We start from the raw sequence: 20,103 nt of genomic DNA on the forward strand, positions 1-20,103 counted from the left end.
AAAATAAAAGGCTTCTGTTAGCATTATTCCGCACCTCGCTCTATTTGAAGTTATCAAAAGGAAAGGTAATGGAATGCAATAAAAGAGTGAATGCCAGCGCGTTGGCATTGGGTTGTCTTATGCTGGCCGCATGCGCAGCAAAAAGCCCCGCCGAAAAACACGCTTCACACTATATTTACCAAATTTCAAACGAAAACGATTCTCAAATCAGAACGTTGGTTCAAGACAGCATCAAGGCCAGCACGCCGACGTTTGATCAGTTTTATCAGCAGGGCAAATGCGACCGCAACGCCCATTTATCCCTGGCGGAAGCCAAAACAAAAGCCGATTACTTATCCAGCGAACAATTTAAAAGCCAACTGGAACTTAATAACATCGTATTGAATAAAACCTACAAAATTGATCCCAATCAAAAGATTTATACCGTCTTTATGAAAGAAGCCACCGGCGCTTATTGGGATGGTTATAACGGTTTATAATAACTTCCTCTCGCCAGTAAAATGCGGAAGATTAATCGCCACCCTGAGTATTCACAGTGGCGATTAATCATTTACCCGGCCTCCCGACTCACTGCGCAATAACCATGATCACGCCATACCCTCGCTCGTCACGGCCGCTCCCCGTGGATAAAGCCCAACCTTAACCGCAATCGTCACTGCCGCCAGCGCAGCGAACAGCCCTCCACAGAGAAGACTGCCCTGCAGGCCCAGCGCATCGATAAACCAGCCGCTGACTACCGAACCGACCGCCACGCCTAAATTGATAAAGGCGATATACAGCCCGGTAGCGAACTCGGGTGCCTGTGGCGCTTCGGATGTCAGCCAGATCTGGGTCACGATCAGGCCGCTGGTATGCGCAGCGCCCCAGAACAAGCAGAGCGCGATCATCCCCCCCGTCTGCGCGCTGCCGTAGCGATACAGCAGCAGATAGGCGGCCGCCAGTACTATCGGGTGCAGCAAAGTGGTCGCGACCCGATTTCGGTTCAGCAACTTACCGGCCAACAGGTTACCGGCTACCCCACCGGCGCCAAAAATCACCAGCAGGATACCCACCATCGGCTCGCGAATGGCGGTTTGTCGGCTCAGGTATTCGGTCGCGTAGGCATAAACGGAGAACATGGCGGCAAAAATCAGCACGCAGGCGGCAATATTCAGCCACAGCGCGCCGCTGCGCAGTATTGCCAGCTGTTTGCCGTAGCTGAGCCTGTGCGTGGCGGCGTCGGGCAGGCGGAAAAATAAGCCGACGCCTGCCAGCAGGTTAACCCATGCGCAAAACAGGAAAGCGGCTTCATAGCTGAACTGACCGGCGATCCAGTGGGTCAGTGGAATACCCAGCACCATCCCCATACTGGTGCCGACGAACGCATAAGCGGTCGCCCGGGTCACCTGCTGCCTGGGATACAACGACGCCGCCGCCACCATTGCCAGCGAAAAATAAATCGGGTGGAACAGCGCCGGCAGGATGCGCAGGATCATCAGGGTGCTGAAACTGGCAGCATAAGCCGACAGCACGCTGACCAACGAGAACACGGCCAGCGAAATCAACAGCATTCGCTTGCGGTTGAAACGCGAAGCCAGCAGCACCAGCAACGGTCCCAGCAAAGCGATGGTCACGGCAAACAGGCCGACCAGCCAGCCGGCCTGCGCGGTTGAAATCCCGTAGCGCTCAATGATCAACGGTAAAATTCCCACCACGCCAAACTCAATGCAGTAAACGCCGAACAGCCCCAGCGCGATGAAAAAAATCGGCGGCAGGATCTTCATCGTGGCTCTCCCAACCCGTCATAAACCGCCTGACACAGCTCGCCGACAAACGCCCCCGCCATCCCCTCGAGCGCCGTATTGGTGAAGGCCACCACGCTGAGTTGCCGCACGGGATCGACAAACCAGGAATGGCCGTAGGTACCGCCCATGCTCCAGGTGCCGATCGATTCCGGCGTCTGCGCCGCCTGCGGATCTTTCAGCAGGGTGATCCCCAGGCCAAAGCCGCGCCCCGGCCAGAATGGCATCGGCAGATTACCTATCTGGTTGCTGGTCATCGCCGTTACCCACTCGGTCGGCAGCAGCGGCGCGCCGCCCTGGCGCAAGGTTTCCAACAGCCGCAAGAAATCCTCGGCAGAGCCCACCATGCCTGCGCCGCCGGAGGCATAGGCGCCAGCATCTAACGCCCGCGCCGGGGACAGGGTAAAACCGGCCGTATCCTCGATAAAAGGCAAATGATCGGGTTGTTGCAACGGCCGGGGTTCGGGATGCCGGTTGGCATAAGCCACCGTCAACCGCTGCGCATCCGTGGCGGTAAAGCCGGTGTCGTGCATCGCCAGCGGCCCGGTCACCAGCCGCGCCACCGCCTCCGCCAACGGCAAACCGCTGGCCTGTTCGATCACGGCACCCAGCACGTCGGTAGCGATCGAATAGCGCCACTCGGTTCCCGGTGCCGCCAACAGTGGGGCCGAAGCAATGCGCCGCAGGTTCTCTTCCAGACTCAGCCGGTCATCATCCATACCGTCGGAGACGCCCGCCTGAGCATAGAACCCCTGTTCCGGCTGGAAAAACCGGTAGCTCAACCCGGCGGTGTGGGTCATCAGATGGCGCACCGTCATTGGCGGTTCGCGCCCGTCGGCGGTTCGCGGTCGGAAAGCCGGCAACCAGCGCGTCACCGGGTCCTCCAGCCCCAAATGCCCCTGCGCCATTAACACCAGCGCCGCGGTGGAAACGATAGGTTTGGATACCGAGGCCAGCCGGAACAGCGCGTTGGCCGTCATCGGCTTGCCGGCCTCTCGGTCCGCCATACCTGCCGCACGGCGATAAACCACTTCACCGCCCTGCGCCACCAACACCACCGCACCGACCAGCCGTTGGTCCTCCAGCGCCAGATCGACAGTTTTATCAATAGCCTCGGTAGCCAGCTTGTATTCACTCATGGGTCACGCTCCAGGTAGACAGTCAATTTCTGTAGCTACCGAGAATAGAGTTTGGCGATTAACGGAAAAACAGGCTAGATTTCCCTTCATACCGGACACTAGCATCCGCAATAGGAGGAAACATGGATAATCTGGCAGGCGTTTCGGCCTTCGTTCAGTCAGCCGAGACACTCAGTTTTGTCGAGGCAGGCCGCTTGCTGGGGGTTTCAGCTTCAGCCATCGGCAAAAGCATCGCCCGGCTGGAGACGCGTCTGGGCGTGCGACTGTTTCACCGCAGCACCCGCAGCATGACGTTGACGGCGGAAGGCGCGCTTTTCTTGCAGCGCTGCCAGCGGATCCTCGGCGAAATGGCGGCGGCGGAACAGGAATTGAGCGATACCCGCAGTGCGCCACGCGGCAAATTGCGCGTCAGTTTGCCCCTGGTGGGCAGCCTGCTGAATCCGGTGCTGGCGGAGTTTATCCGCCAATATCCGCAGATTGAACTGGAGGTGGATTTCTCCGATCGCCGGGTTGAGGTGATTGAGGAAGGTTTTGACGCGGTGATCCGCGTCGGAGAAACCGAAGATTCCCGGCTGATGAGCCGCCAATTGGGCACCTTCCACCTGCAACTGGTGGCGGCACCCGGCTATTTGCGTCAGGCGGGTATCCCGCAACAGCCGGCCGATCTGCGTCAGCATGCCTGCCTGCTGTATAAATTCCCCACCACCGGAAAAGTCGAAAGCTGGCCGGTGCCGGGCTGGGACAAAATCCTCGGCGACGGCCTGCGCACCAGCGTAGTGTGCAATAGCGTCGATACGCTGATTTATCTGGCGGAACAGGGCCAGGGCATCGCCTGCCTGCCCGACTTCGCCGTGAAGCAGGCGCTGGCCGGGCAAGGGTTGCAGCAGGTTCTCGGCGAGCACAGCCACCATACCGGCAGCTTTAAAATTCTCTGGCCCTCCAGCAAGCACCTGGCTCCCAGGCTACGGGTGTTTATCGATCTGCTGAGCGAGCGACTGTTTTCAGCTTAATCTGGCGACATGGCTTAATAGCAATTCCGGCTTTGCTTTGCACAAAATTAGCTAAGTCAGCAACGACAGTGCCTGCCGACGGGCCTCACCGCGTTAGCGTCTTTCTATGATATTCCATTTTGAAATATGAAAGTCCCGTTCGTTCTTTCGGGGCACGGAAAATCACCACACAATAAAACCTGAATCGCAGGCCGGCTCATAACCGCATAAAAAATCAGGGTTTATACTCTTGTCATCGCTCATAACCGCTCAATTTACCCGTCTGGTGCTGGATACCCAGCCCGATGATCTCGCCCTGTCAGCCGCTCGTCGCGGCCTGATGGACTACTTCGCCTGCGCATTGCCGATCGTCCACGGCGCGCTGAGCGATACCGGGCTGGCGGCAGTGAAATCGGTGTTCCCGCCGATCGGCGTTGAGAACCGCGCCCTGTATTTTGGCTACGTCAGCCACTCGCTGGATTTCGATGATTACCACCCTGCGCTGCGCGGCCACCCCACTACCGTGGTTCTATCTGCCTTGCTGGCGCTGACCGGTGACCGCGACGATGCCGCCGCGCTGTTAACCGCCTATGCGATCGGCGTAGAAGCCGCCGGGCGATTGGGGTTGGCGGCCGGAACCCAGCATTATCAGTTGGGTTTCCACAGCACCGCGACCCTGGGCGCGGTCGCCGCCAGCGCAGCCGCCGCGCGCTATTTAGGATTAACCCAGCACCAGACGCAAATTGCGCTCGGTCTGGCCGCCACCCAGGCCGCCGGGCTGCGCAGCCAGTTTGGTTCGGCCGCCAAACCGCTGCACGCCGGGTTGGCGGCGCGCGCGGCGGTCAATGCCGTGCTGCTGGCGCAGGCGGGCTTTGCCGGCCAGCCGGAAGGCGTGATTGACAGCCTGTTCAGCTCCCACGGTGACGGCCGGCAGCGGCCGGATCTACTGAGCGCAGACTGGGGCTCGCCGTGGCGTATCCTGCAACCGGGCCTGGAGTTTAAACGTTACCCGACCTGCGGCGGCACCCACAGCGCGGCAGAAGCCGCCTTCACCCTGCGTGAACGCTTGCTCGAACAAGGCATCGCCGCCGCCGATATTCCTGCCGCCATCAGCCACATTCAGGTGAGTTTCCCGCCCGGCGCGGATACCGCCCCTCATATTCGCCGGCCGGTAAACGGCGTCGAAGCGCGTTTCAGCCTGGAATATGTGATCGCCGATGCGCTGTACAGCGGTGCCGTGCCGCTGATGCATTACGGTGAAAACCCCGTCGACCCGATGATTGCCACACTGGCGGCGCGGGTGGAACGGCACGCCGACCTTTCTGCCCCGCCAGATGAGTGGGATCCGGAGCTGCGTTTCCACCGCGTGACGCTGACGCTGCACGACGGCCGTCAATTCAGTGACATTGTCACCAGAAAACAGACCGCCGCCCGTCCAACGGACGTCGAAGCCAAGCTGCGCAGCATCCTGCAACTGCTGCCGCAACTGGACGGCGAACGCGTGGTTGGCGACTGCGCACTGACGCAGCCCGGTGCGCCGGCACGGCTAATCGCGTTATTAAATCAATAATAAATAGAGGAATAATTATGAGTACTTCACCTTCAACACCATCGCGTCAATTACGTCTCGGCCTGTTTGTTCAGGCATTGGGGCACCATGTCGGCGGCTGGCGCGCAGAAGGCGCCAGCGGATCACCGACCGATATCGACTGGTTCACCTGGATCGCCCAAAAAGCCGAGGAAGGCACCTTTGACATGTTCTTCGTCGGCGACGCGCTGGCCACCAGCGTACACCGCTTGCCTTCGACGATGTCACGCCTGGAGCCGCTGACCTTGCTGGCGGCGCTGGCGGTCAACACTCGCCATATCGGGCTGGCGGCCACCGCCTCCACCACCTTCGACCAACCCTTCCATCTGGCGCGCGCCATGGCATCCATCGACCATATCAGCCACGGCCGCGCAGCCTGGAACGTAGTGACCTCTTTCTCCAGCGATGCGGCGCGCAACTTCAGCCGTGACGATCTCCCTTCGCACGCCGAACGCTATGAAGTGGCGCGCGAGTTCCTCGAAGCCAGCTACAAGCTGTGGGACGGCTGGGAAGAAGACGCCATCGTGCGTGACAAACACCAGGGCATCTACGCCATCGACGACAAAATTCACGCCGCCAACCACAAGGGCAAACACTTTTCGGTGCAGGGGCCGCTGAATATTTCGCGTTCCCCACAGGGGCGCCCGGTGATTATCGAAGCCGGCTCCTCACCGGCCGGGCAACAGTTGGCGGCAGAAACCGCCGAGGTGGTGTTTACCGCCGCCGCCACGCTGGAGGAAGGCCAGGCGTTTTATCGCAGCCAGAAAAAATACGTGGCCGATGCCGGCCGCAATCCGGATCACCTGTTGATACTGCCGGGCGTGATGCCGATTATCGGCCGCACCAAGACTGAAGCGCAGGAGACCTGGTATCAGCTGAATCAGTTGGTGGATATCGATAACGGCATCGAGCAACTTTCCGCCCGCTTCGGTTTCGATCTTAGCGACTACCCGTTGGACGGCCCGGTACCGGACGTGGGCGCAACCGAAGGCGGCCAAAGCCGGGTGAAACTGTTGACCGATCTGGCCGCGCGGGAAAACCTGACGCTGCGTGAACTGGCTGCGGTAGCGGCGGGTTCGCGCGGGCACCGCGTGGTGGTCGGCACCGCCGAAGAGATCGCCGATGACTTCCAGCAGTGGCTGGAACAGCAAGGCGCCGACGGCTTTAACATCATGCCCGCCGTGCTGCCAAATCAGCTGGAGCTGTTCGTCGAACTGGTGATCCCGGAGCTGCGCCGCCGTGGGCTGTTCCGTGAGGAATACCGCTATTCAACCCTGCGTGAAAACCTGGGTCTGCCGGAACCGGCAATCAACTTCGCCAACGTAAAATCAGCTTAATCTGCAGGGGAATACCATGAAAACCACCGTTAAACGTACTGCGCTGTCCCTGCTGTTGGCTTGCGCCCCGCTGGCCGCCGGCTATGCCGCCGAAGGCGATGTCCCCTTCAAGGCTGCGCTGAAAGCCAGCGCCGATCCGAAACTGCATGGCAGCCTGCCTGACGCCGTCAAAAAAGCCGGTTTTATCGTGGCCGGCACCAACCCGAATACGCCGCCGACCACCTTCTACGAAGCAGACAACAAAACCTTGGCCGGGCGTGAAATCGACGTGATGAGCGCCATTGCCGATCGTCTCGGTGTCGCGATCCACTGGAAGGACACCGGCGGTTTCGACAATATCATTCCCGGCCTGAAATCCGGTCGCTACGACGTGGCGCTGGCCAACATCGACGCCAACAAGAAGCGTTTCCAGCAGGTCGACTTCGTCGGCTATTACAATGCCTCCAAGCTGGCGCTGATCGCCCGTAAAGATGCAGCGCTCGGCCCTTACACCGAGCTGGCGCAACTGTGCGGCCAAACCGTCGGCGCCGGTGCCGGCACTTCGCAGGTCACCCGCTTGCAGCAGGCCAGCGACCAGTGCGTCAGCGCCGGCAAACCGGCGATCACCATTCCGATCTTCCCGGACCGCCCGGCCGGCGTGCAGGCGACGATCAGCGGTCGCGTGCCGATGTTCTTCGGCCCGTATGAAGGCCTGCGCTACCAGGCGAGCCATGTTAAAGCGCTGGCGCTGGCCGGCGACATCAATATCGAAGGCACCACGGTAGCCATCGCGTTGCCAAAAGGCTCCGAACTGGTGAAACCGGTGCAGGCCGCGCTTAACTCGCTGATTGCCGATGGCAGCTACCAGAAAATCCTCGACGGTTGGGATATCGGTTTCGGTGCGGTGAAAACCGCGGGCATCAACGAAGAGATTGCAAAATGAGTACGCAACACCCTGCCGATGATGCCGAACTGAGCATCGTCGGTCATCGGCATTACGGGCGCTGGTTCAGCGCCCTGATCGTGCTGCTGATCGTCGGCATTATCGCCAACTCGATGCTGCACAACCCGCGCTTCGAATGGGCGGTGGTGGCGGAAAACTTTACCGAGGCGTCCATCATCAACGGCGTGATCATGACGCTGAAGCTGACGGTGATCTCGGTGATCTTCGGTTTCGCCGGCGGCGTGCTGCTGGCGCTGATGCGCCTCTCCGCCAACCCGGTGCTGGTCGCGGTAAGCTGGTTCTATACCTGGTTCTTCCGCGCGGTACCGATGCTGGTGCAACTTTTCCTGTGGTACAACATCGCCGCGCTCTATCCGCGCATCAGCCTGTGGATCCCATTTCTGGGCGAGGTCGCCAGCGCACCGACCAATACCATCATCAGCACCTTCAGCGCTGCGGTGATTGCTTTGGTCATGCATCAGTCGGCCTATGCGGCAGAGATTGTGCGCGCAGGCATTCAAAGCGTAGGCAGCGGCCAACTGGAAGCCGCCAAGGCATTGGGCTATCGCCGTGGGCAGATCCTGTGGCGCGTGGTTTTGCCGCAGGCCATGCGCACCATTTTGCCGCCGGCCGGCAATGAGGTGATCGGGCAGCTTAAAACCACCGCCGTGGTGTCGGTTATCGCCCTGCAAGACGTGCTGTATTCGGCGCAGATTATCTACCAACGCACCTATGAGGTGATCCCGCTGTTGCTGGTCGCCACGCTGTGGTACCTGGTGATGACCTCGATTCTGTCGATTGGCCAGCACTATGTTGAGCGCTATTTCGGTCGTGGTACTCAAGCCACGCGCGGCGGCTGGCTGTTGCGCAACCGCAAGGCCCCGACCGAACTGAACCAGGGAGCAGAACAATGAGCGCAGCCATTCATATCAACCAGGTGCGTAAGTCCTTCTCCGGCACCGAAGTGCTGAAAAATATCAGCCTGCAAATCCCGGCCGGTTCGGTGACGGTGATCCTCGGCCCTTCCGGCTCGGGGAAATCTACCTTGCTGCGCTGCATCAACCACCTGGAAAAGCTCGACGGCGGCACCATCCGCGTGGGTGAGCAACTGATCGGTTATCGCCAGAAAGGCAAGCATCTGTATGAACTGAAGGAGCGTGAGGTCGCCGAACAGCGTAAAAGCATCGGCATGGTGTTCCAGCAGTTCAACCTGTTCCCGCACCGCACGGTGCTGGAAAACGTCACGGAAGCGCCGTTGCTGGTGAAAAAGGAAAAGAAAGCCGTGGTGGTCGAACGGGCTAAGGCCCTGCTGACCCGCGTAGGGCTGGAACATCGCATTAACGCCTGGCCACGCGAGCTTTCCGGTGGCCAGCAACAGCGTGTGGCGATCGCTCGCGCGCTGGCGATGAATCCCGAGGTACTGTTGTTTGATGAGCCGACTTCAGCGCTCGATCCGGAACTGGTTGGCGAAGTGTTGCAGGTGATGAAGGGCCTGACCCATTCCGGCATGACGATGGTCGTGGTCACCCATGAAATCGGTTTTGCCCGCGAAGTGGCGGATCAAATCATCTTTATGGATCAGGGGAAAGTGGTCGAAACGGGAACTGCGCAGCAGGTGCTGGATGCGCCTCAACATGAAAGAACGCGTAACTTCCTGGCGACGGTGCTTTAGCTTGCCTCAGGGGGCATTGCGCCCCCTGAGCCTTGAATTCAGTCGTTTTTTCTGCCGATAGCGGAGAAAACGTTAAACAATTCACCCAGGCCATAAATCGAGCCCAGCAACACGGCTATCATTACCGGCACCAGGATCACCACGGTTGCCAAACTCTCAATCATTTCTAACATCGTTGTCTCCTGGTTTTTTAAGCGGAGAAAGCCGTTCACAAATGGACTTGAATTTCTCCGAGATACCGCACATTTTATTGTTGGTATTTTCAATTTGTGACAGATATCACACTTGAAGGTAGCTAATGTAACTTACACAGTTACATTAAGACAATGACAAAAAATGCTCTGGGAAACGCGGATTAAAACAACGAAACGCCGGTGGAGAGCCTGCTCGAAACAGGTAATCAAGGTACAAAAAATGGCGATAGTGGCCAAATAACGGGAGCACTGATGATCACGCTGAGAATGGCTCGGCCTGCGGATGCACCGGCGATCGCTCGTTTGCACGTGCAGGTCTGGCGCAGTACCTACCAAGGGTTGGCGACGCCGGCGGCCTATGCCGCGCTGGATGAGCCAAGGCGGTTGGCCCAGTGGCAAGAAAAGCTGCAACAACCGGGTAAGGCACAGGTGCTTTTGGCCGAATCGGCAGACCAATTGGTGGGGTTCTGCCTGGCCGATGCCCCTTCCCATCCGCAGTTTGGCGAGCATGCCGAAATAAAGTCACTTTTCGTCAGCGACAAACATCAACGTCAGGGCATTGGCCGCAGGTTGCTTGGTGCGGCAGCAAGCGAAATGCTTAGGGTCGGTTATCGCAGCATTGCTCTGGGGGTAGTCGAAGGAAATGACAGCGCCATGCGATTTTATCTGGCATTGGGCGGTACTCCGGCCGGTAACTACACCGATCCCGGTCCGTTATGGCGTTCCAGCAATGTGATTTACGTCTGGCCGGATATTCACCAACTGGCGGCCGTTAAATAATAAACAGAGGTCAAAATTAAGAATATTTACCTATTCTATTTTCTGCCGGAGGAATACATTCATCTCAACTTCTACCGAACGATTAATTGACGTATTTTTAGTCAAACGAACGATCATTTTACCAGGATAATTTTTATGAACATTAAACGTGTTGCCGGCGTGTTGGTTCTCGTAATGGCTACGCTTTCCGTAACTGCATGCGGACATATGTCTAACCGCAATCGTAACACTGCAATCGGTGCCGGCGTAGGCGCGCTGGGCGGTGCAGTATTGACCGACGGCAGTACCCTGGGCACGCTGGGCGGCGCGGCACTGGGCGGTATTATCGGTCACCAAACCAGCCGTTAATGATAGCCGAATAATAAAAATCTCAGGCCGGAATATCTGCAACAGCGCACTATTCTTGCCTGAGTTAATATTATTTCATTGCCTTTAATCTCTCCTTTGTAAACCTCCTGATTAATTATTTCTCATTGCCTAAACTTTCTGCTTAGACGCGAGGCAATAATTTCAGATACATACCATCATATCGGTTTCAGCTCTCTGGCATAACGGAAGAATGATGGGTGGAAATTTTCCACTCGTTGCCGACCCAGGCATAGGTGAAAGTATAACGCGCAGAAACGGTTGATTTATCTTTAAAACTGAAGGTATAAGTCCCCGTATCCACGGCTTTGTTGCAGCCAATACGTATCGTTCGGCTATCTATCTTGCCAACCGGTTTTTTCGCCAGAAAATGTTCAAAATAATCAATCCGCTCAGCTTCCGTCAGCCGTACTTTATTGGAAACCGTGGGAAGCAAGATCGCATCGCTCAGGTAATTATCTGTCACCTTCCTGGCATCTCCAGTCTGTAAATCGTCATTCCACTTATCAAATAATGCTTCAATTTGAGCCCGATCGACTTTAACGCAATCGGGAGCCGTTTTGGCCAAAACGGAGCCAGACATCAACATCAGCGCGCCTACTATTCCAGGTAATTTTTTCATTTTCATTCCTTTTGTCAGATTCGTTTCTCCTTGTCAGAAGTATCAGTACCAATCTCGATAAACAATTAAATTTTAATATAGTTACATTAGTTTACTATAAATCAAATAAACATCTCCCCATAGGTAATTGGCTGGCCGATGACCATCGCATCCGACCTCAGGTGGGTGCAGCCAGGTGCCGCAGCTGCGGCACCCGCTCCCGCACCATCAAGGTATGGCGGCTCTGTTGCAGCCGCTTCGGAAATACTCTGCATACTCGCGGCAAGAAAATCATCATGAACAGGAAACGGCTATCGGATCCCACGTCAAGAATACATAATTAACAAACGAAATATGAAGTGAAATAATTCACGAAAGTTATTAATGAATGAATCATAGGAAGTACATAATAAAATTCGCCGTAGACGATTACCGGATAAGCTAATAACCTTCCCCCGTCATTCCTTCAAAAAAGAAATGGCATTACTGAAGGTAATGATAATAGGTCGATCGGCATCAGATAAACGCTGATTAGGCTGACAAGTTTAATTCTACTTTCATTATTAAGGATGAGTTATGAAATTATCAAACGTAATACTTCTCTCGACCATTCTGGTTTCCTCAGTTGGCATGTCTGCCGCCGTCTCCGCCGCACAACGTCCCGCCGGCGTTTGCACCTTTATTTACGCGCCGGTTCCCTACGTCACCAAAGACGGCAAAAAAACCCAGGCGCCTAATGCCTGCGTGGCAAAATGGTGGGCGGCTCAGGGTAAATAATGTGGCCTGCTGGCCAGTTTAATGCAGCATGCCGCGTAAAAAAAATGGGGCCGGTTTCCGGCCCCATTTCTGCTTTCTATCGGCAAAACAAAAACGTTATCCCTTCACCTGAGAAACCACGTTCAGCGGTTGAGCGTCCGGCAGAATGTTCATATGTTCCAGCACCTGCGCCATGATCTTGCCGAATACCGGGCCGGCCACCGAACCGCCGAAGTGCTTGCCGGCTTTCGGATTGTTGACCATCACCACCAACGCCACCTGCGGATCGCTGGCCGGTGCCACGCCGGCGGTGTAGTTGATATAACCGCCGTCATATTTGCCGTTGGCGCCCATCTTCTCTGCGGTACCGGTTTTAATCGCCAGCCGGTAACCCGGTACAGCGGCGCTAACCCCGCTGCCGCCCGGCAAGGCGTCGCTTTCCATCATATGCACCACGGTTTTCACCGTCTCTTCCGGCAAGATCCGCTGCCCCATGACCGGCGGCGTAACCCGCGTGATCGACAGCGGTCGATAGACGCCGTAAGAACCGATAGCGGCATATTCCCGCGCCATTTGCAGCGGCGTAACGCGCAACCCGTAGCCGAAGGAGAATGTCGCCCGCTCGATATCGGCCCAGCGTTCACGATGCTGCGGCAGATAACCGCTGCTCTCGTTGCCGATCCCCAGTTCGGTCGGCAGCCCCAGACCAAAGCTCTTGTAGACCGCCGGTAACACGGTGGCGGGCAGCGCCAATGCAATATGCGACACCGCGATGTCGCTGGATTTTTGCAGCACGCCGGTAATGGTCAGTTTGGACCAGTGGCCAACGTCCTTGATCAAGTGGCCGTTGACCCGGTACGGCGTGGTATCCAGCACTGTGTCCGGCTTAATCAGTCTATGTTCCAGCCCGACCATCACGACCACCGGTTTTACCGTCGAACCCGGCTCGAAGCTGTCGCTGCTGCAAACGTTGCGAATATCTTTTACCGGCGTATTGGCATAGTTATTCGGGTTAAACGACGGGTAGCTGGCCATGCCAAGCACCTCGCCGGTACTGACTTTCACCAGCACCGCACAGCCGGAGTCGGCCTGGTTGGCCACCACGCCATCGCGAATTTGCGCATAGAGTACGTACTGGATAAATTTATCGATGCTCAGCGTAACGTTCGGCGGCGGCACGGGATCGACGCTCTTGATCACGCCAATCACCGCCCCGCTGCCGTCCTTCTGATATACCCGCATCCCATTCTTGCCTTGCAGCAGGTGGTTGAAGCCCAGTTCGATGCCTTCAAGCCCCTGATTGTCCTGCCCGACAATACCTATCAGCCCGGCGGCATCCTGGCCCATCGGGTAAAAGCGGCTGAAATCCTGCTCGGTGCTGACCCCGGTCAGATGCAGCTTGCTGATGTAGTTCGCGTTATCGTCTTCAACCTTGCGCGCCAGATAGACGAAACGCTTATGGGCGTTGGTCTGAATCAACTTTTGCACGTCCGTCAGCGGTATTTTCAGCACGTTGGCCAGGCTCTGCCAGCGCTCGTTGCCGGTATCGGTATGGGTGTCGAGAATATGCTTGGGATCCAGCACGATATCTTTCGAAGACACGCTCACCGCCAGCGCTTCATCATTACGGTCGGTGATCATCCCCCGGTTGGTCGGCAGCACCTGCGTGCGGATTGAACGTTGATCCGCCTGGTCCGCCAACTGCTGATGCTCCATCAGTTGCAAATAACCGACCCGGAACGCCAGCAGGAAAAAACACACCAGAATGCCGGCGCAAATCCAGCCAAACCTCAGTGAGGAATAATTTTTACCGCTCTTTTTTATTAATGGTGCCACTGTTAACCCTGCGTTTTTATTCGGATTATGTAATTATTTCAGTCTACCCTGACGGAAATTTTTAGAAGATTGCAGTTTGTAAGAAAGTAAAAGCAAACGCGTTTACTGTTGCACATCCTCACTGTCGTTTAACTCCGGTTTAACTTTCTGACTCTCGTCAGGCTGCGGTGCGTTGGCCGGGTCAAAAATATGATCAAGGATCGCCCGCGCGGTTGGCCCCGCCACCACGCCGTCACCGCCGCCGTTTTCCAGAATCAACGCCATCGCCACCCGCGGATTTTTATAGGGGGCGAACAAGGTGTAGAAAATATGGTCACGCAACCGCACCGGGATCATCTTGGCGTTATAAGTCTGATTTTCTCTCAGGCTGAACACCTGTGAAGTACCGGATTTGGCGGCGATCTGATAAGGCGCAGTATGGAACAACTTATAACCGGTGCCGTTCGGCAGGTTGGCCATACCGTACATGCCGTTGCGCACAATGCCCCAGTAGGGTGATTTTGCATCGCCGATCTGTGCCGTCTGCAACGGCGGCTGATAGCGGCTCACCCAGTTGCCCTGGCGCATGGAATACAGCAGATGGGGCGTTTTCACCTTGCCGTTATTGATAAGCGTGGTCAGCGCCTTCACCATCTGAATGGGCGTGGCGACCCAATACCCCTGGCCGATGCCGACCGACACGGTATCGCCCTGATACCAGGGTTTTTTATGCACCCGCTGCTTCCACTCGCGGCTGGGCAGTACGCCGCGATACTCTTCGTTAAGATCGATCCCGGTCGCCTGGCCGTAACCGAACTGGCTCAGCCAACTGTGAATGCGATCAATGCCCATTTCAAACGCCACCTGATAGAAGAAGGTATCGGCGGATTCCTCAATCGCCTTGGTGACGTTCAGCATACCGTGGCCGCTCTTCAGCCAGTCGCGGTAACGGCGCTGGGTACCCGGCAACGTCCAGGTCGGCGCGCCAAAGAAGCTGGTGTTGGGCGTGATCACCCCGGCGAACAGCGCAGAGGTCGCCATATAAGGCTTCACGGTGGACGCCGGCGGGTACAGCCCCTGAGTGACACGGTTAATCAGCGGTAGATCCGGGTTGGTCAATAAGGTTTTATAGGCTTTGTAACTGATGCCTTTCACGAAAGGATTGGGATCGTAACTGGGGCTGGACACCATCGCCAGAATGCCGCCATCGCGCGGATCTTCAACCACCACCGCCGCCCGCTGCCCCTTCAGTACCGACTCGATATACTGCTGCAACGGCAAATCGAGCGTCAGATAGATATTTTTGCCTGCCTGCGGCGGCTGTTCTTTCAGCAGGCGTATCACGCGGCCGTGGTTATCCACCTCCACTTCCTGATAGCCGGTGGTGCCATGCAGTTCCGACTCATAGTAAGCCTCAATGCCCTGCTTGCCGATGTTATGGTCGGCGGAGTAATTTTCGCCGATGCCGGCTTTATCGAGCCGTTTCACATCGCCATCGTTGATTTTCGATACGTAACCCACCACGTGCGCCAGTTCGGCGCCATACGGATATTCCCGCTGCTGATAGGTGTCGATGGTCACTCCGTCAAAACGGTATTGATTGACCGCAAAACGCGCTACCTCGGTGTCGTTCAGCCCGCTTTTCAACGTCACCGGTTTATAGCGGCCGTTGTGGTGCATGTCGTCGCGAAAGGTGGCGATATCCTCAGGAGTGAGATCGACAATCGGCGTCAGCGCCTGCAACAGCGCAGCCATATTGGCGATTTTGCTGGGAATGACCTGGATCTGGTACAGCGTAATATTACGTACCAGCGGGATGCCGTTACGATCGAATATCAGCCCGCGGCTGGGCGCAATCGGCAGCATTTTGATGTCGTTCTGATTGGAGCGCGTCTGGTAGAACGCATGTTGCTTAATCTGCAGGTGATACAGGTTGACGATCAGTGCGCCGAAGCAGGCGATCACCAACGCCATCGCCACGCAGGCACGGCGAATAAACAACATTTCCTCAGCGGAATGGTCACGGATTTTTTCTTTCAAGAGGGCCATACGCAGCGCAGTACCTGTCTGACGTCACATTTTCCCCAGATAAATCAGGGCAGTGAAAAGTCGGCAAGCATAGCGTTATTGGTTAACGGCCCCCATTAAAAGGTTGCTAATGAAATGGCATAAATGTTTCAGCATGTTGGAATGTTACCGGATGCTGCCTTTTATGCAGCGCAGGGATTGAGCGACCCTTTACCCCAATGCTACAATGTGACACAGATCACACTATTCCATTTGTTGCCCGCACTGTTCTCCGGCGCCCTGCCGGCTGCGGCTTTTCACCAAGGATCACGTTCGATGAGTACCATAGCCACGGGTTTGATTATGATGCGCTGGGAGTTACTGAGCGCAGTAATGATGTTTATGGCCAGCCAGTTAAACGTCGTTTGTCGTAAAACCAGCCGTAACGGCATGGCATTCATGTTCAGCAGCCTCGGGCTGTTCACCACCTGCTGGTTCGTGATGGGTTTGATGGGCATCAGCTTCAGCCAGGAAGGGTTCCTGCATTTTTGGTCGGTGACCAAAGACGTCTTTTTCGATGTGATGAGCAAAACCCCGACCGACTGGCCAATGCCCTGAGCCGTACTTAATCTCCCTCAACGGCCGGGCAACGGCGCCGACATCTCCAGCAGTATTTTGCCGAATGCCTGCGCAGCCGCGCCAGGTTCCGCGCCGTTGACGATCAGGGTGAAATCGACGTCGGGTAATTCGGGTAGCCCATACTCGTCCTCGATCACTTTCATCCCCGGCTCCAGATCGCCGCTCGCCATAACGGCAATGCCCAACCCCGCCAGCACCGCCGCCCGTAGCCCTTGCTGGCTTTGTGAGGTGAAAGCGGTGTGCCATTCGATGGCCTGACTTTCCAGCGCGGCGATCCCGGCCGCGCGGCTGACCGACGGCACGGGCAACAACGCCAGCGGCAACGACGTCCCCGCCAGGCTGAATGTCTCAGCCGCAACCCACACCAGCTGCGTCCGCCGCAATAGCCTGCCCTCAATGCGGTTAGCCAGCGACATCACGACGGCCAAATCCAGTTCATTGCCCTTCACCATGCCACAAAGATCCAGCCCGATACTGACATTCACCTCCAGCCTGACCGCCGGGAAAGCCCGGGCGAATTGGGATAACAAGGGGGGCAATCGTTCCCCCAGAAAACTCTCCGTCAGGCCAAAGCGCACCGCGCCGGAAACGGGTGAGGATTCAAAGCGCCGCTGCATGGCGTCAAGCGCCTGCAAAACCTGCCCGGCGTGGCGCAGCAAATCTTCACCGTCTTCGGTTAGCGTCAGGCGGCGCGTAGTACGGTGCAACAACTGCCTGCCAATCTGCTCCTCGAGCCGACGGATCTGGTGACTGATCGCGGATTGGGTCAGATTCAGTTGCTGCGCCGCGCGCGTAAAGCCGCCGGTTTCGGTAACCATAACGAAGGTGCGCAGCAGTGTCGGGTCAATGTTCATGGCAGCTTTTCATGATAATAATTAATTAATAACGATAAATTAAATCATTTCCATCATGCAACTCATTTATCCAGAATGGCTGTTCGTTCCCATCACCCTCTTTTGTGGAAAAAGCTCATGACGCTCTCTCACGCCAGTAAAAACCGACTGGCATTAACGGCAATTTGCCTCGCCGCGCTGATGTTCGGCCTGGAAATATCCAGCGTGCCGGTCATACTGCCGACGCTGGAACGGGTATTACACAGTGATTTCAGCGATATGCAGTGGATTATGAATGCCTACACCCTGGCCTGTACCGCAGTGATGATGGCCACCGGAACGCTGTCTGACCGTTTTGGCCGCAGGCGAGTTTTCATCATCGCCATTGCCGCTTTCGGTCTCACCTCCTTGCTCTGCGGCCTGGCCAACGGCTCGACGATGCTGATCCTGGGCCGCTTTATGCAAGGCATGGCAGGTGGCGCCATGTTGATTTGCCAGGTGGCTGCACTGTCGCATCAGTTTCAAAGCGGCAAACAACGTGGCCAGGCCTTCGGCATATGGGGCGTCGTTTTTGGCATTGGGTTGGGGTTCGGGCCAGCGATCGGCGGCGTTATCGTGGCGCTCGCCAACTGGCAATGGGTATTCTTGATTCATGTGGTCATCGCCGTTCTGACACTGTTACTGGTGATGTTCAGCGTAGAAGAATCCCGCGATCCTCAGGCGGCAAAACTGGATAGTCTGGGGATCGTCACACTGTCGTTGTCGGTTTTTGGGTTGGTGTATTTTATCACTCAGGGAGCCGTGTTCGGTTTCACCAGCGTTCGCGCAGGCGGTATTTTCCTCGCGACTACTCTTAGCCTGCTGCTGTTTATTTGGGTGGAGAGACGCAGCCCCTATCCGATGATGGAGTTTTCCGTGTTCAGGAATCGGCATTTTTCCGGGGCGCTGATGGGATCCATCGGCATGAATTTCAGCTTCTGGCCCTTTATGATCTACCTGCCGCTCTATTTCCAGACTGGGCTGGGTTATGACAGCCTGACCACAGGTTTGTCGCTGCTCGCTTATACGCTTCCCACGCTTGTCTTCCCCCCGGTGGGCGAGCGATTGGCTCTGCGCTATCGCCCTGGGGCCGTGATCCCCGCCGGGTTATTCACGCTTGGGCTGGGTTTCCTGCTGATGAAATCAGGCAGCGAACATGCCGGCGGATTGGCTATGCTGCCGGGGTTACTTATCGCCGGTATCGGCCTGGGCATCACCAATACCCCGGTGACCAATACCACCACAGGCTCGGTGTCAAACGCCCGCGCCGGCATGGCCTCCGGGATAGATATGAGCGCCAGAATGATCGCGCTGGCTATCAATATTGCGGTCATGGGGTTTATCTTGCTGGCGGGCGTTTACGCTTACCTGCGACAAACGCTGCCCGAATCATTCGGTAGCTTGCCACTGAGTTCGGTGGCGGAGCAGATAGTGGCGGGTAATCTCACCGCGTTGAAAACACTCCCCGCATGGGATGCGCTGGCGCCCCTGGTTCATGCTGCGTTGACGCAAAGTTTTGGCCTGGTGATGCTGTACGGCGGCCTCGGTGCCTGGGCGTTGGCTGCGGCCAGCCTGACGATTTTCGCCCCCTGGAAAACCGCAGCCGTAACTCCCGGCTAATAACATTCCGTTATTACCGAATGGTTCATAAAATAAATAAAATATAATCGGGTGGTCTGAGGGTGGCGAGGGCTTATGCTGACCTCAGACAACTTTGTTGCACCTGGCCCAGAAGCAAGCCCGCATGGCCGCACTTTCTTGTTTTTCCCCTGATTAATCCAGAATCCGGCTTAATGGTTAACCGATGTCTGGCCTGGCTGAAGGATACGCCACGCGCCGCCATCAGGAAACAGCATGATTTCTCCTTCTGCCCGTATTGCCGCCAGCAGCGTGATTGAGCCCGGCGTGATTATCGGTGCGCGCGTGTGCATCGGCCCTTTTTGCTTCATCACCGCCGGCGTTGAGATTGGCGAAGGCACCTCTATCGCTTCCCATGTGGTGATTAACGGCCTGACACGCATCGGCCGCGACAACGTCATCGACCAGTTTTCCTCGATCGGCGAAGCCGGCCAGGATCTGAAATACGCCGGTGAACCGACCACGCTCACCCTCGGCGATCGCAACCGCATCGGCAAGTACGCCACCCTGCATCGCGGTACCGCACAAGGTTGCCGCCACACCGCGATCGGCGATGACAACCATCTGCGGGATAATGTGCATATTGCCCATGACTGCATCATTGGCAACGCCACGCATATCGGCAATAACAGCGGTCTGGCCGGGCATGTGGAGCTGGGAGACGGCGCTTGGGTCGGCGCGCGCTGTGCGGTGCATCAATTTTGCATTATCGGTGCCCACGCACGATTGGCCGACGGCACCCTCGCGGTGCAGGATCTGCCGCCGTTCGTCCAGGCCAGCGGCAACCGCGCCAAACCGGATGGCCTGCATCTGCTGGCACCGGCCTTTCTGGCCGCCGACGAGCAACAGCAGCGGGTTATTCATTCGCTTTACGCCATGTTGTATCACCAGGCGATGGCGCTGGAAGACGTGCGGCAAGAAGCCGCCCGCCTCAGCGTGGAATATCCGTTACTGCGGCTGTTCACTGATTTTTTTGCCCGCTCTACGCGGGGCATCATCCGTTGAAC

20 protein-coding genes are annotated in these 20,103 nt (G+C 56.8%); 13 read left to right on the forward strand and 7 right to left on the reverse strand.

Annotation, left to right across the window (positions count from 1 at the left end):
• Nucleotides 1–68 precede the first annotated feature (68 nt).
• Nucleotides 69–479 carry an Exc2 family lipoprotein gene (locus D4100_RS02360; protein WP_119802894.1) on the forward strand — a complete coding sequence of 137 codons (411 nt, stop codon included), beginning with the start codon at nt 69–71 and terminating at the stop codon, nt 477–479.
• Nucleotides 480–587: 108 nt separating this feature from the next.
• On the opposite strand, the gene D4100_RS02365 is transcribed toward D4100_RS02360, so the two are convergent.
• Entirely contained in the window at nt 588–1,763 is a 1,176-nt protein-coding gene (locus tag D4100_RS02365; protein WP_119802896.1) for an MFS transporter, read from the reverse strand.
• Nucleotides 1,760–2,920 (reverse strand): serine hydrolase domain-containing protein, encoded by a 1,161-nt coding sequence (locus tag D4100_RS02370; RefSeq protein ID WP_119802898.1) that lies wholly within the window; start codon nt 2,918–2,920, stop codon nt 1,760–1,762. The genes D4100_RS02365 and D4100_RS02370 overlap by 4 nt, the downstream gene beginning before the upstream one ends.
• Before the next feature lie 122 nt (nt 2,921–3,042).
• Here D4100_RS02370 and D4100_RS02375 point away from each other — a divergent pair, with 122 nt between their 5' ends.
• The 6 genes from D4100_RS02375 (at nt 3,043) to D4100_RS02400 (ending at nt 9,428) form a co-directional block, all read left to right on the forward strand.
• The gene (locus D4100_RS02375; protein WP_006318810.1) at nt 3,043–3,930 is read left to right on the forward strand and encodes a LysR family transcriptional regulator; all 888 of its coding nucleotides are present in this window, start codon (nt 3,043–3,045) and stop codon (nt 3,928–3,930) included.
• Nucleotides 3,931–4,159: 229 nt separating this feature from the next.
• A complete protein-coding gene (locus D4100_RS02380) occupies nt 4,160–5,479 on the forward strand; it encodes an MmgE/PrpD family protein (RefSeq protein WP_119802900.1) in 1,320 nt (439 codons plus the stop codon).
• A gap of 17 nt (nt 5,480–5,496) precedes the next feature.
• A complete protein-coding gene (locus tag D4100_RS02385; protein ID WP_119802902.1) occupies nt 5,497–6,834 on the forward strand; it encodes an LLM class flavin-dependent oxidoreductase in 1,338 nt (445 codons plus the stop codon).
• A gap of 16 nt (nt 6,835–6,850) precedes the next feature.
• Nucleotides 6,851–7,756 (forward strand): ABC transporter substrate-binding protein, encoded by a 906-nt coding sequence (locus D4100_RS02390; protein WP_119802904.1) that lies wholly within the window; start codon nt 6,851–6,853, stop codon nt 7,754–7,756.
• Nucleotides 7,753–8,670, forward strand: a complete 918-nt coding sequence (locus D4100_RS02395) for an amino acid ABC transporter permease (RefSeq protein ID WP_119802906.1) — start codon at nt 7,753–7,755, stop codon at nt 8,668–8,670. The genes D4100_RS02390 and D4100_RS02395 overlap by 4 nt, the downstream gene beginning before the upstream one ends.
• A complete protein-coding gene (locus tag D4100_RS02400) occupies nt 8,667–9,428 on the forward strand; it encodes an amino acid ABC transporter ATP-binding protein (protein ID WP_006318796.1) in 762 nt (253 codons plus the stop codon). Before D4100_RS02395 ends, D4100_RS02400 begins: the two co-directional genes overlap by 4 nt.
• Before the next feature lie 38 nt (nt 9,429–9,466).
• Here D4100_RS02400 and D4100_RS02405 read toward each other — a convergent pair whose 3' ends face one another.
• Nucleotides 9,467–9,601 carry an AcrZ family multidrug efflux pump-associated protein gene (locus D4100_RS02405; RefSeq protein ID WP_006318794.1) on the reverse strand — a complete coding sequence of 45 codons (135 nt, stop codon included), beginning with the start codon at nt 9,599–9,601 and terminating at the stop codon, nt 9,467–9,469.
• 273 nt (nt 9,602–9,874) lie between these two features.
• Here D4100_RS02405 and D4100_RS02410 point away from each other — a divergent pair, with 273 nt between their 5' ends.
• Nucleotides 9,875–10,402, forward strand: a complete 528-nt coding sequence (locus D4100_RS02410) for a GNAT family N-acetyltransferase (protein WP_119802908.1) — start codon at nt 9,875–9,877, stop codon at nt 10,400–10,402.
• 135 nt (nt 10,403–10,537) lie between these two features.
• On the forward strand, nt 10,538–10,750 hold the full coding sequence (locus D4100_RS02415) for a glycine zipper 2TM domain-containing protein (protein ID WP_004944210.1): 213 nt from the start codon (nt 10,538–10,540) through the stop codon (nt 10,748–10,750).
• A gap of 187 nt (nt 10,751–10,937) precedes the next feature.
• Here D4100_RS02415 and D4100_RS02420 read toward each other — a convergent pair whose 3' ends face one another.
• Nucleotides 10,938–11,390 carry an SgcJ/EcaC family oxidoreductase gene (locus tag D4100_RS02420; RefSeq protein WP_119802910.1) on the reverse strand — a complete coding sequence of 151 codons (453 nt, stop codon included), beginning with the start codon at nt 11,388–11,390 and terminating at the stop codon, nt 10,938–10,940.
• Between the two features lie 555 nt (nt 11,391–11,945).
• Here D4100_RS02420 and D4100_RS02425 point away from each other — a divergent pair.
• Nucleotides 11,946–12,146, forward strand: a complete 201-nt coding sequence (locus tag D4100_RS02425; protein ID WP_006318780.1) for a hypothetical protein — start codon at nt 11,946–11,948, stop codon at nt 12,144–12,146.
• Nucleotides 12,147–12,242: 96 nt separating this feature from the next.
• Here D4100_RS02425 and D4100_RS02430 read toward each other — a convergent pair whose 3' ends face one another.
• Complete coding sequence (locus D4100_RS02430) at nt 12,243–13,961, reverse strand: penicillin-binding transpeptidase domain-containing protein (RefSeq protein ID WP_006318779.1); 1,719 nt, start codon at nt 13,959–13,961, stop codon at nt 12,243–12,245.
• Nucleotides 13,962–14,063: 102 nt separating this feature from the next.
• Complete coding sequence (mrdA, locus tag D4100_RS02435; protein WP_199685634.1) at nt 14,064–15,989, reverse strand: penicillin-binding protein 2; 1,926 nt, start codon at nt 15,987–15,989, stop codon at nt 14,064–14,066.
• A 294-nt stretch (nt 15,990–16,283) separates the two neighbouring features.
• Here mrdA and D4100_RS02440 point away from each other — a divergent pair, with 294 nt between their 5' ends.
• Nucleotides 16,284–16,565, forward strand: a complete 282-nt coding sequence (locus D4100_RS02440; protein ID WP_004944199.1) for a YjcB family protein — start codon at nt 16,284–16,286, stop codon at nt 16,563–16,565.
• Nucleotides 16,566–16,582: 17 nt separating this feature from the next.
• On the opposite strand, the gene D4100_RS02445 is transcribed toward D4100_RS02440, so the two are convergent.
• A complete protein-coding gene (locus D4100_RS02445) occupies nt 16,583–17,440 on the reverse strand; it encodes a LysR family transcriptional regulator (protein ID WP_119802912.1) in 858 nt (285 codons plus the stop codon).
• 117 nt (nt 17,441–17,557) lie between these two features.
• Here D4100_RS02445 and D4100_RS02450 point away from each other — a divergent pair, with 117 nt between their 5' ends.
• Nucleotides 17,558–19,078 (forward strand): MFS transporter, encoded by a 1,521-nt coding sequence (locus D4100_RS02450; RefSeq protein WP_119802914.1) that lies wholly within the window; start codon nt 17,558–17,560, stop codon nt 19,076–19,078.
• Nucleotides 19,079–19,312: 234 nt separating this feature from the next.
• Complete coding sequence (gene lpxA / locus D4100_RS02455) at nt 19,313–20,101, forward strand: acyl-ACP--UDP-N-acetylglucosamine O-acyltransferase (protein ID WP_119802916.1); 789 nt, start codon at nt 19,313–19,315, stop codon at nt 20,099–20,101.
• The last annotated feature ends 2 nt before the right edge of the window (nt 20,102–20,103 follow it).

Origin of the sequence: Serratia inhibens (assembly GCF_003591175.1) — a bacterium.
Taxonomy (GTDB): domain Bacteria; phylum Pseudomonadota; class Gammaproteobacteria; order Enterobacterales; family Enterobacteriaceae; genus Serratia; species Serratia inhibens.

Coding starts and splice junctions, on each gene's coding strand:
- D4100_RS02375 (WP_006318810.1), top strand. CDS start 3,043: ATGGATAATCTGGCAGGCGTTTCGGCCTTCGTTCAGTCAGCCGAGACA.
- D4100_RS02370 (WP_119802898.1), bottom strand. CDS start 2,920: ATGAGTGAATACAAGCTGGCTACCGAGGCTATTGATAAAACTGTCGAT.
- D4100_RS02395 (WP_119802906.1), top strand. CDS start 7,753: ATGAGTACGCAACACCCTGCCGATGATGCCGAACTGAGCATCGTCGGT.
- D4100_RS02365 (WP_119802896.1), bottom strand. CDS start 1,763: ATGAAGATCCTGCCGCCGATTTTTTTCATCGCGCTGGGGCTGTTCGGC.
- D4100_RS02385 (WP_119802902.1), top strand. CDS start 5,497: ATGAGTACTTCACCTTCAACACCATCGCGTCAATTACGTCTCGGCCTG.
- D4100_RS02415 (WP_004944210.1), top strand. CDS start 10,538: ATGAACATTAAACGTGTTGCCGGCGTGTTGGTTCTCGTAATGGCTACG.
- D4100_RS02425 (WP_006318780.1), top strand. CDS start 11,946: ATGAAATTATCAAACGTAATACTTCTCTCGACCATTCTGGTTTCCTCA.
- D4100_RS02405 (WP_006318794.1), bottom strand. CDS start 9,601: ATGTTAGAAATGATTGAGAGTTTGGCAACCGTGGTGATCCTGGTGCCG.
- D4100_RS02420 (WP_119802910.1), bottom strand. CDS start 11,390: ATGAAAAAATTACCTGGAATAGTAGGCGCGCTGATGTTGATGTCTGGC.
- D4100_RS02445 (WP_119802912.1), bottom strand. CDS start 17,440: ATGAACATTGACCCGACACTGCTGCGCACCTTCGTTATGGTTACCGAA.
- D4100_RS02360 (WP_119802894.1), top strand. CDS start 69: ATGGAATGCAATAAAAGAGTGAATGCCAGCGCGTTGGCATTGGGTTGT.
- lpxA (WP_119802916.1), top strand. CDS start 19,313: ATGATTTCTCCTTCTGCCCGTATTGCCGCCAGCAGCGTGATTGAGCCC.
- D4100_RS02450 (WP_119802914.1), top strand. CDS start 17,558: ATGACGCTCTCTCACGCCAGTAAAAACCGACTGGCATTAACGGCAATT.
- D4100_RS02390 (WP_119802904.1), top strand. CDS start 6,851: ATGAAAACCACCGTTAAACGTACTGCGCTGTCCCTGCTGTTGGCTTGC.
- D4100_RS02440 (WP_004944199.1), top strand. CDS start 16,284: ATGAGTACCATAGCCACGGGTTTGATTATGATGCGCTGGGAGTTACTG.
- D4100_RS02400 (WP_006318796.1), top strand. CDS start 8,667: ATGAGCGCAGCCATTCATATCAACCAGGTGCGTAAGTCCTTCTCCGGC.
- D4100_RS02410 (WP_119802908.1), top strand. CDS start 9,875: ATGATCACGCTGAGAATGGCTCGGCCTGCGGATGCACCGGCGATCGCT.
- mrdA (WP_199685634.1), bottom strand. CDS start 15,989: ATGGCCCTCTTGAAAGAAAAAATCCGTGACCATTCCGCTGAGGAAATG.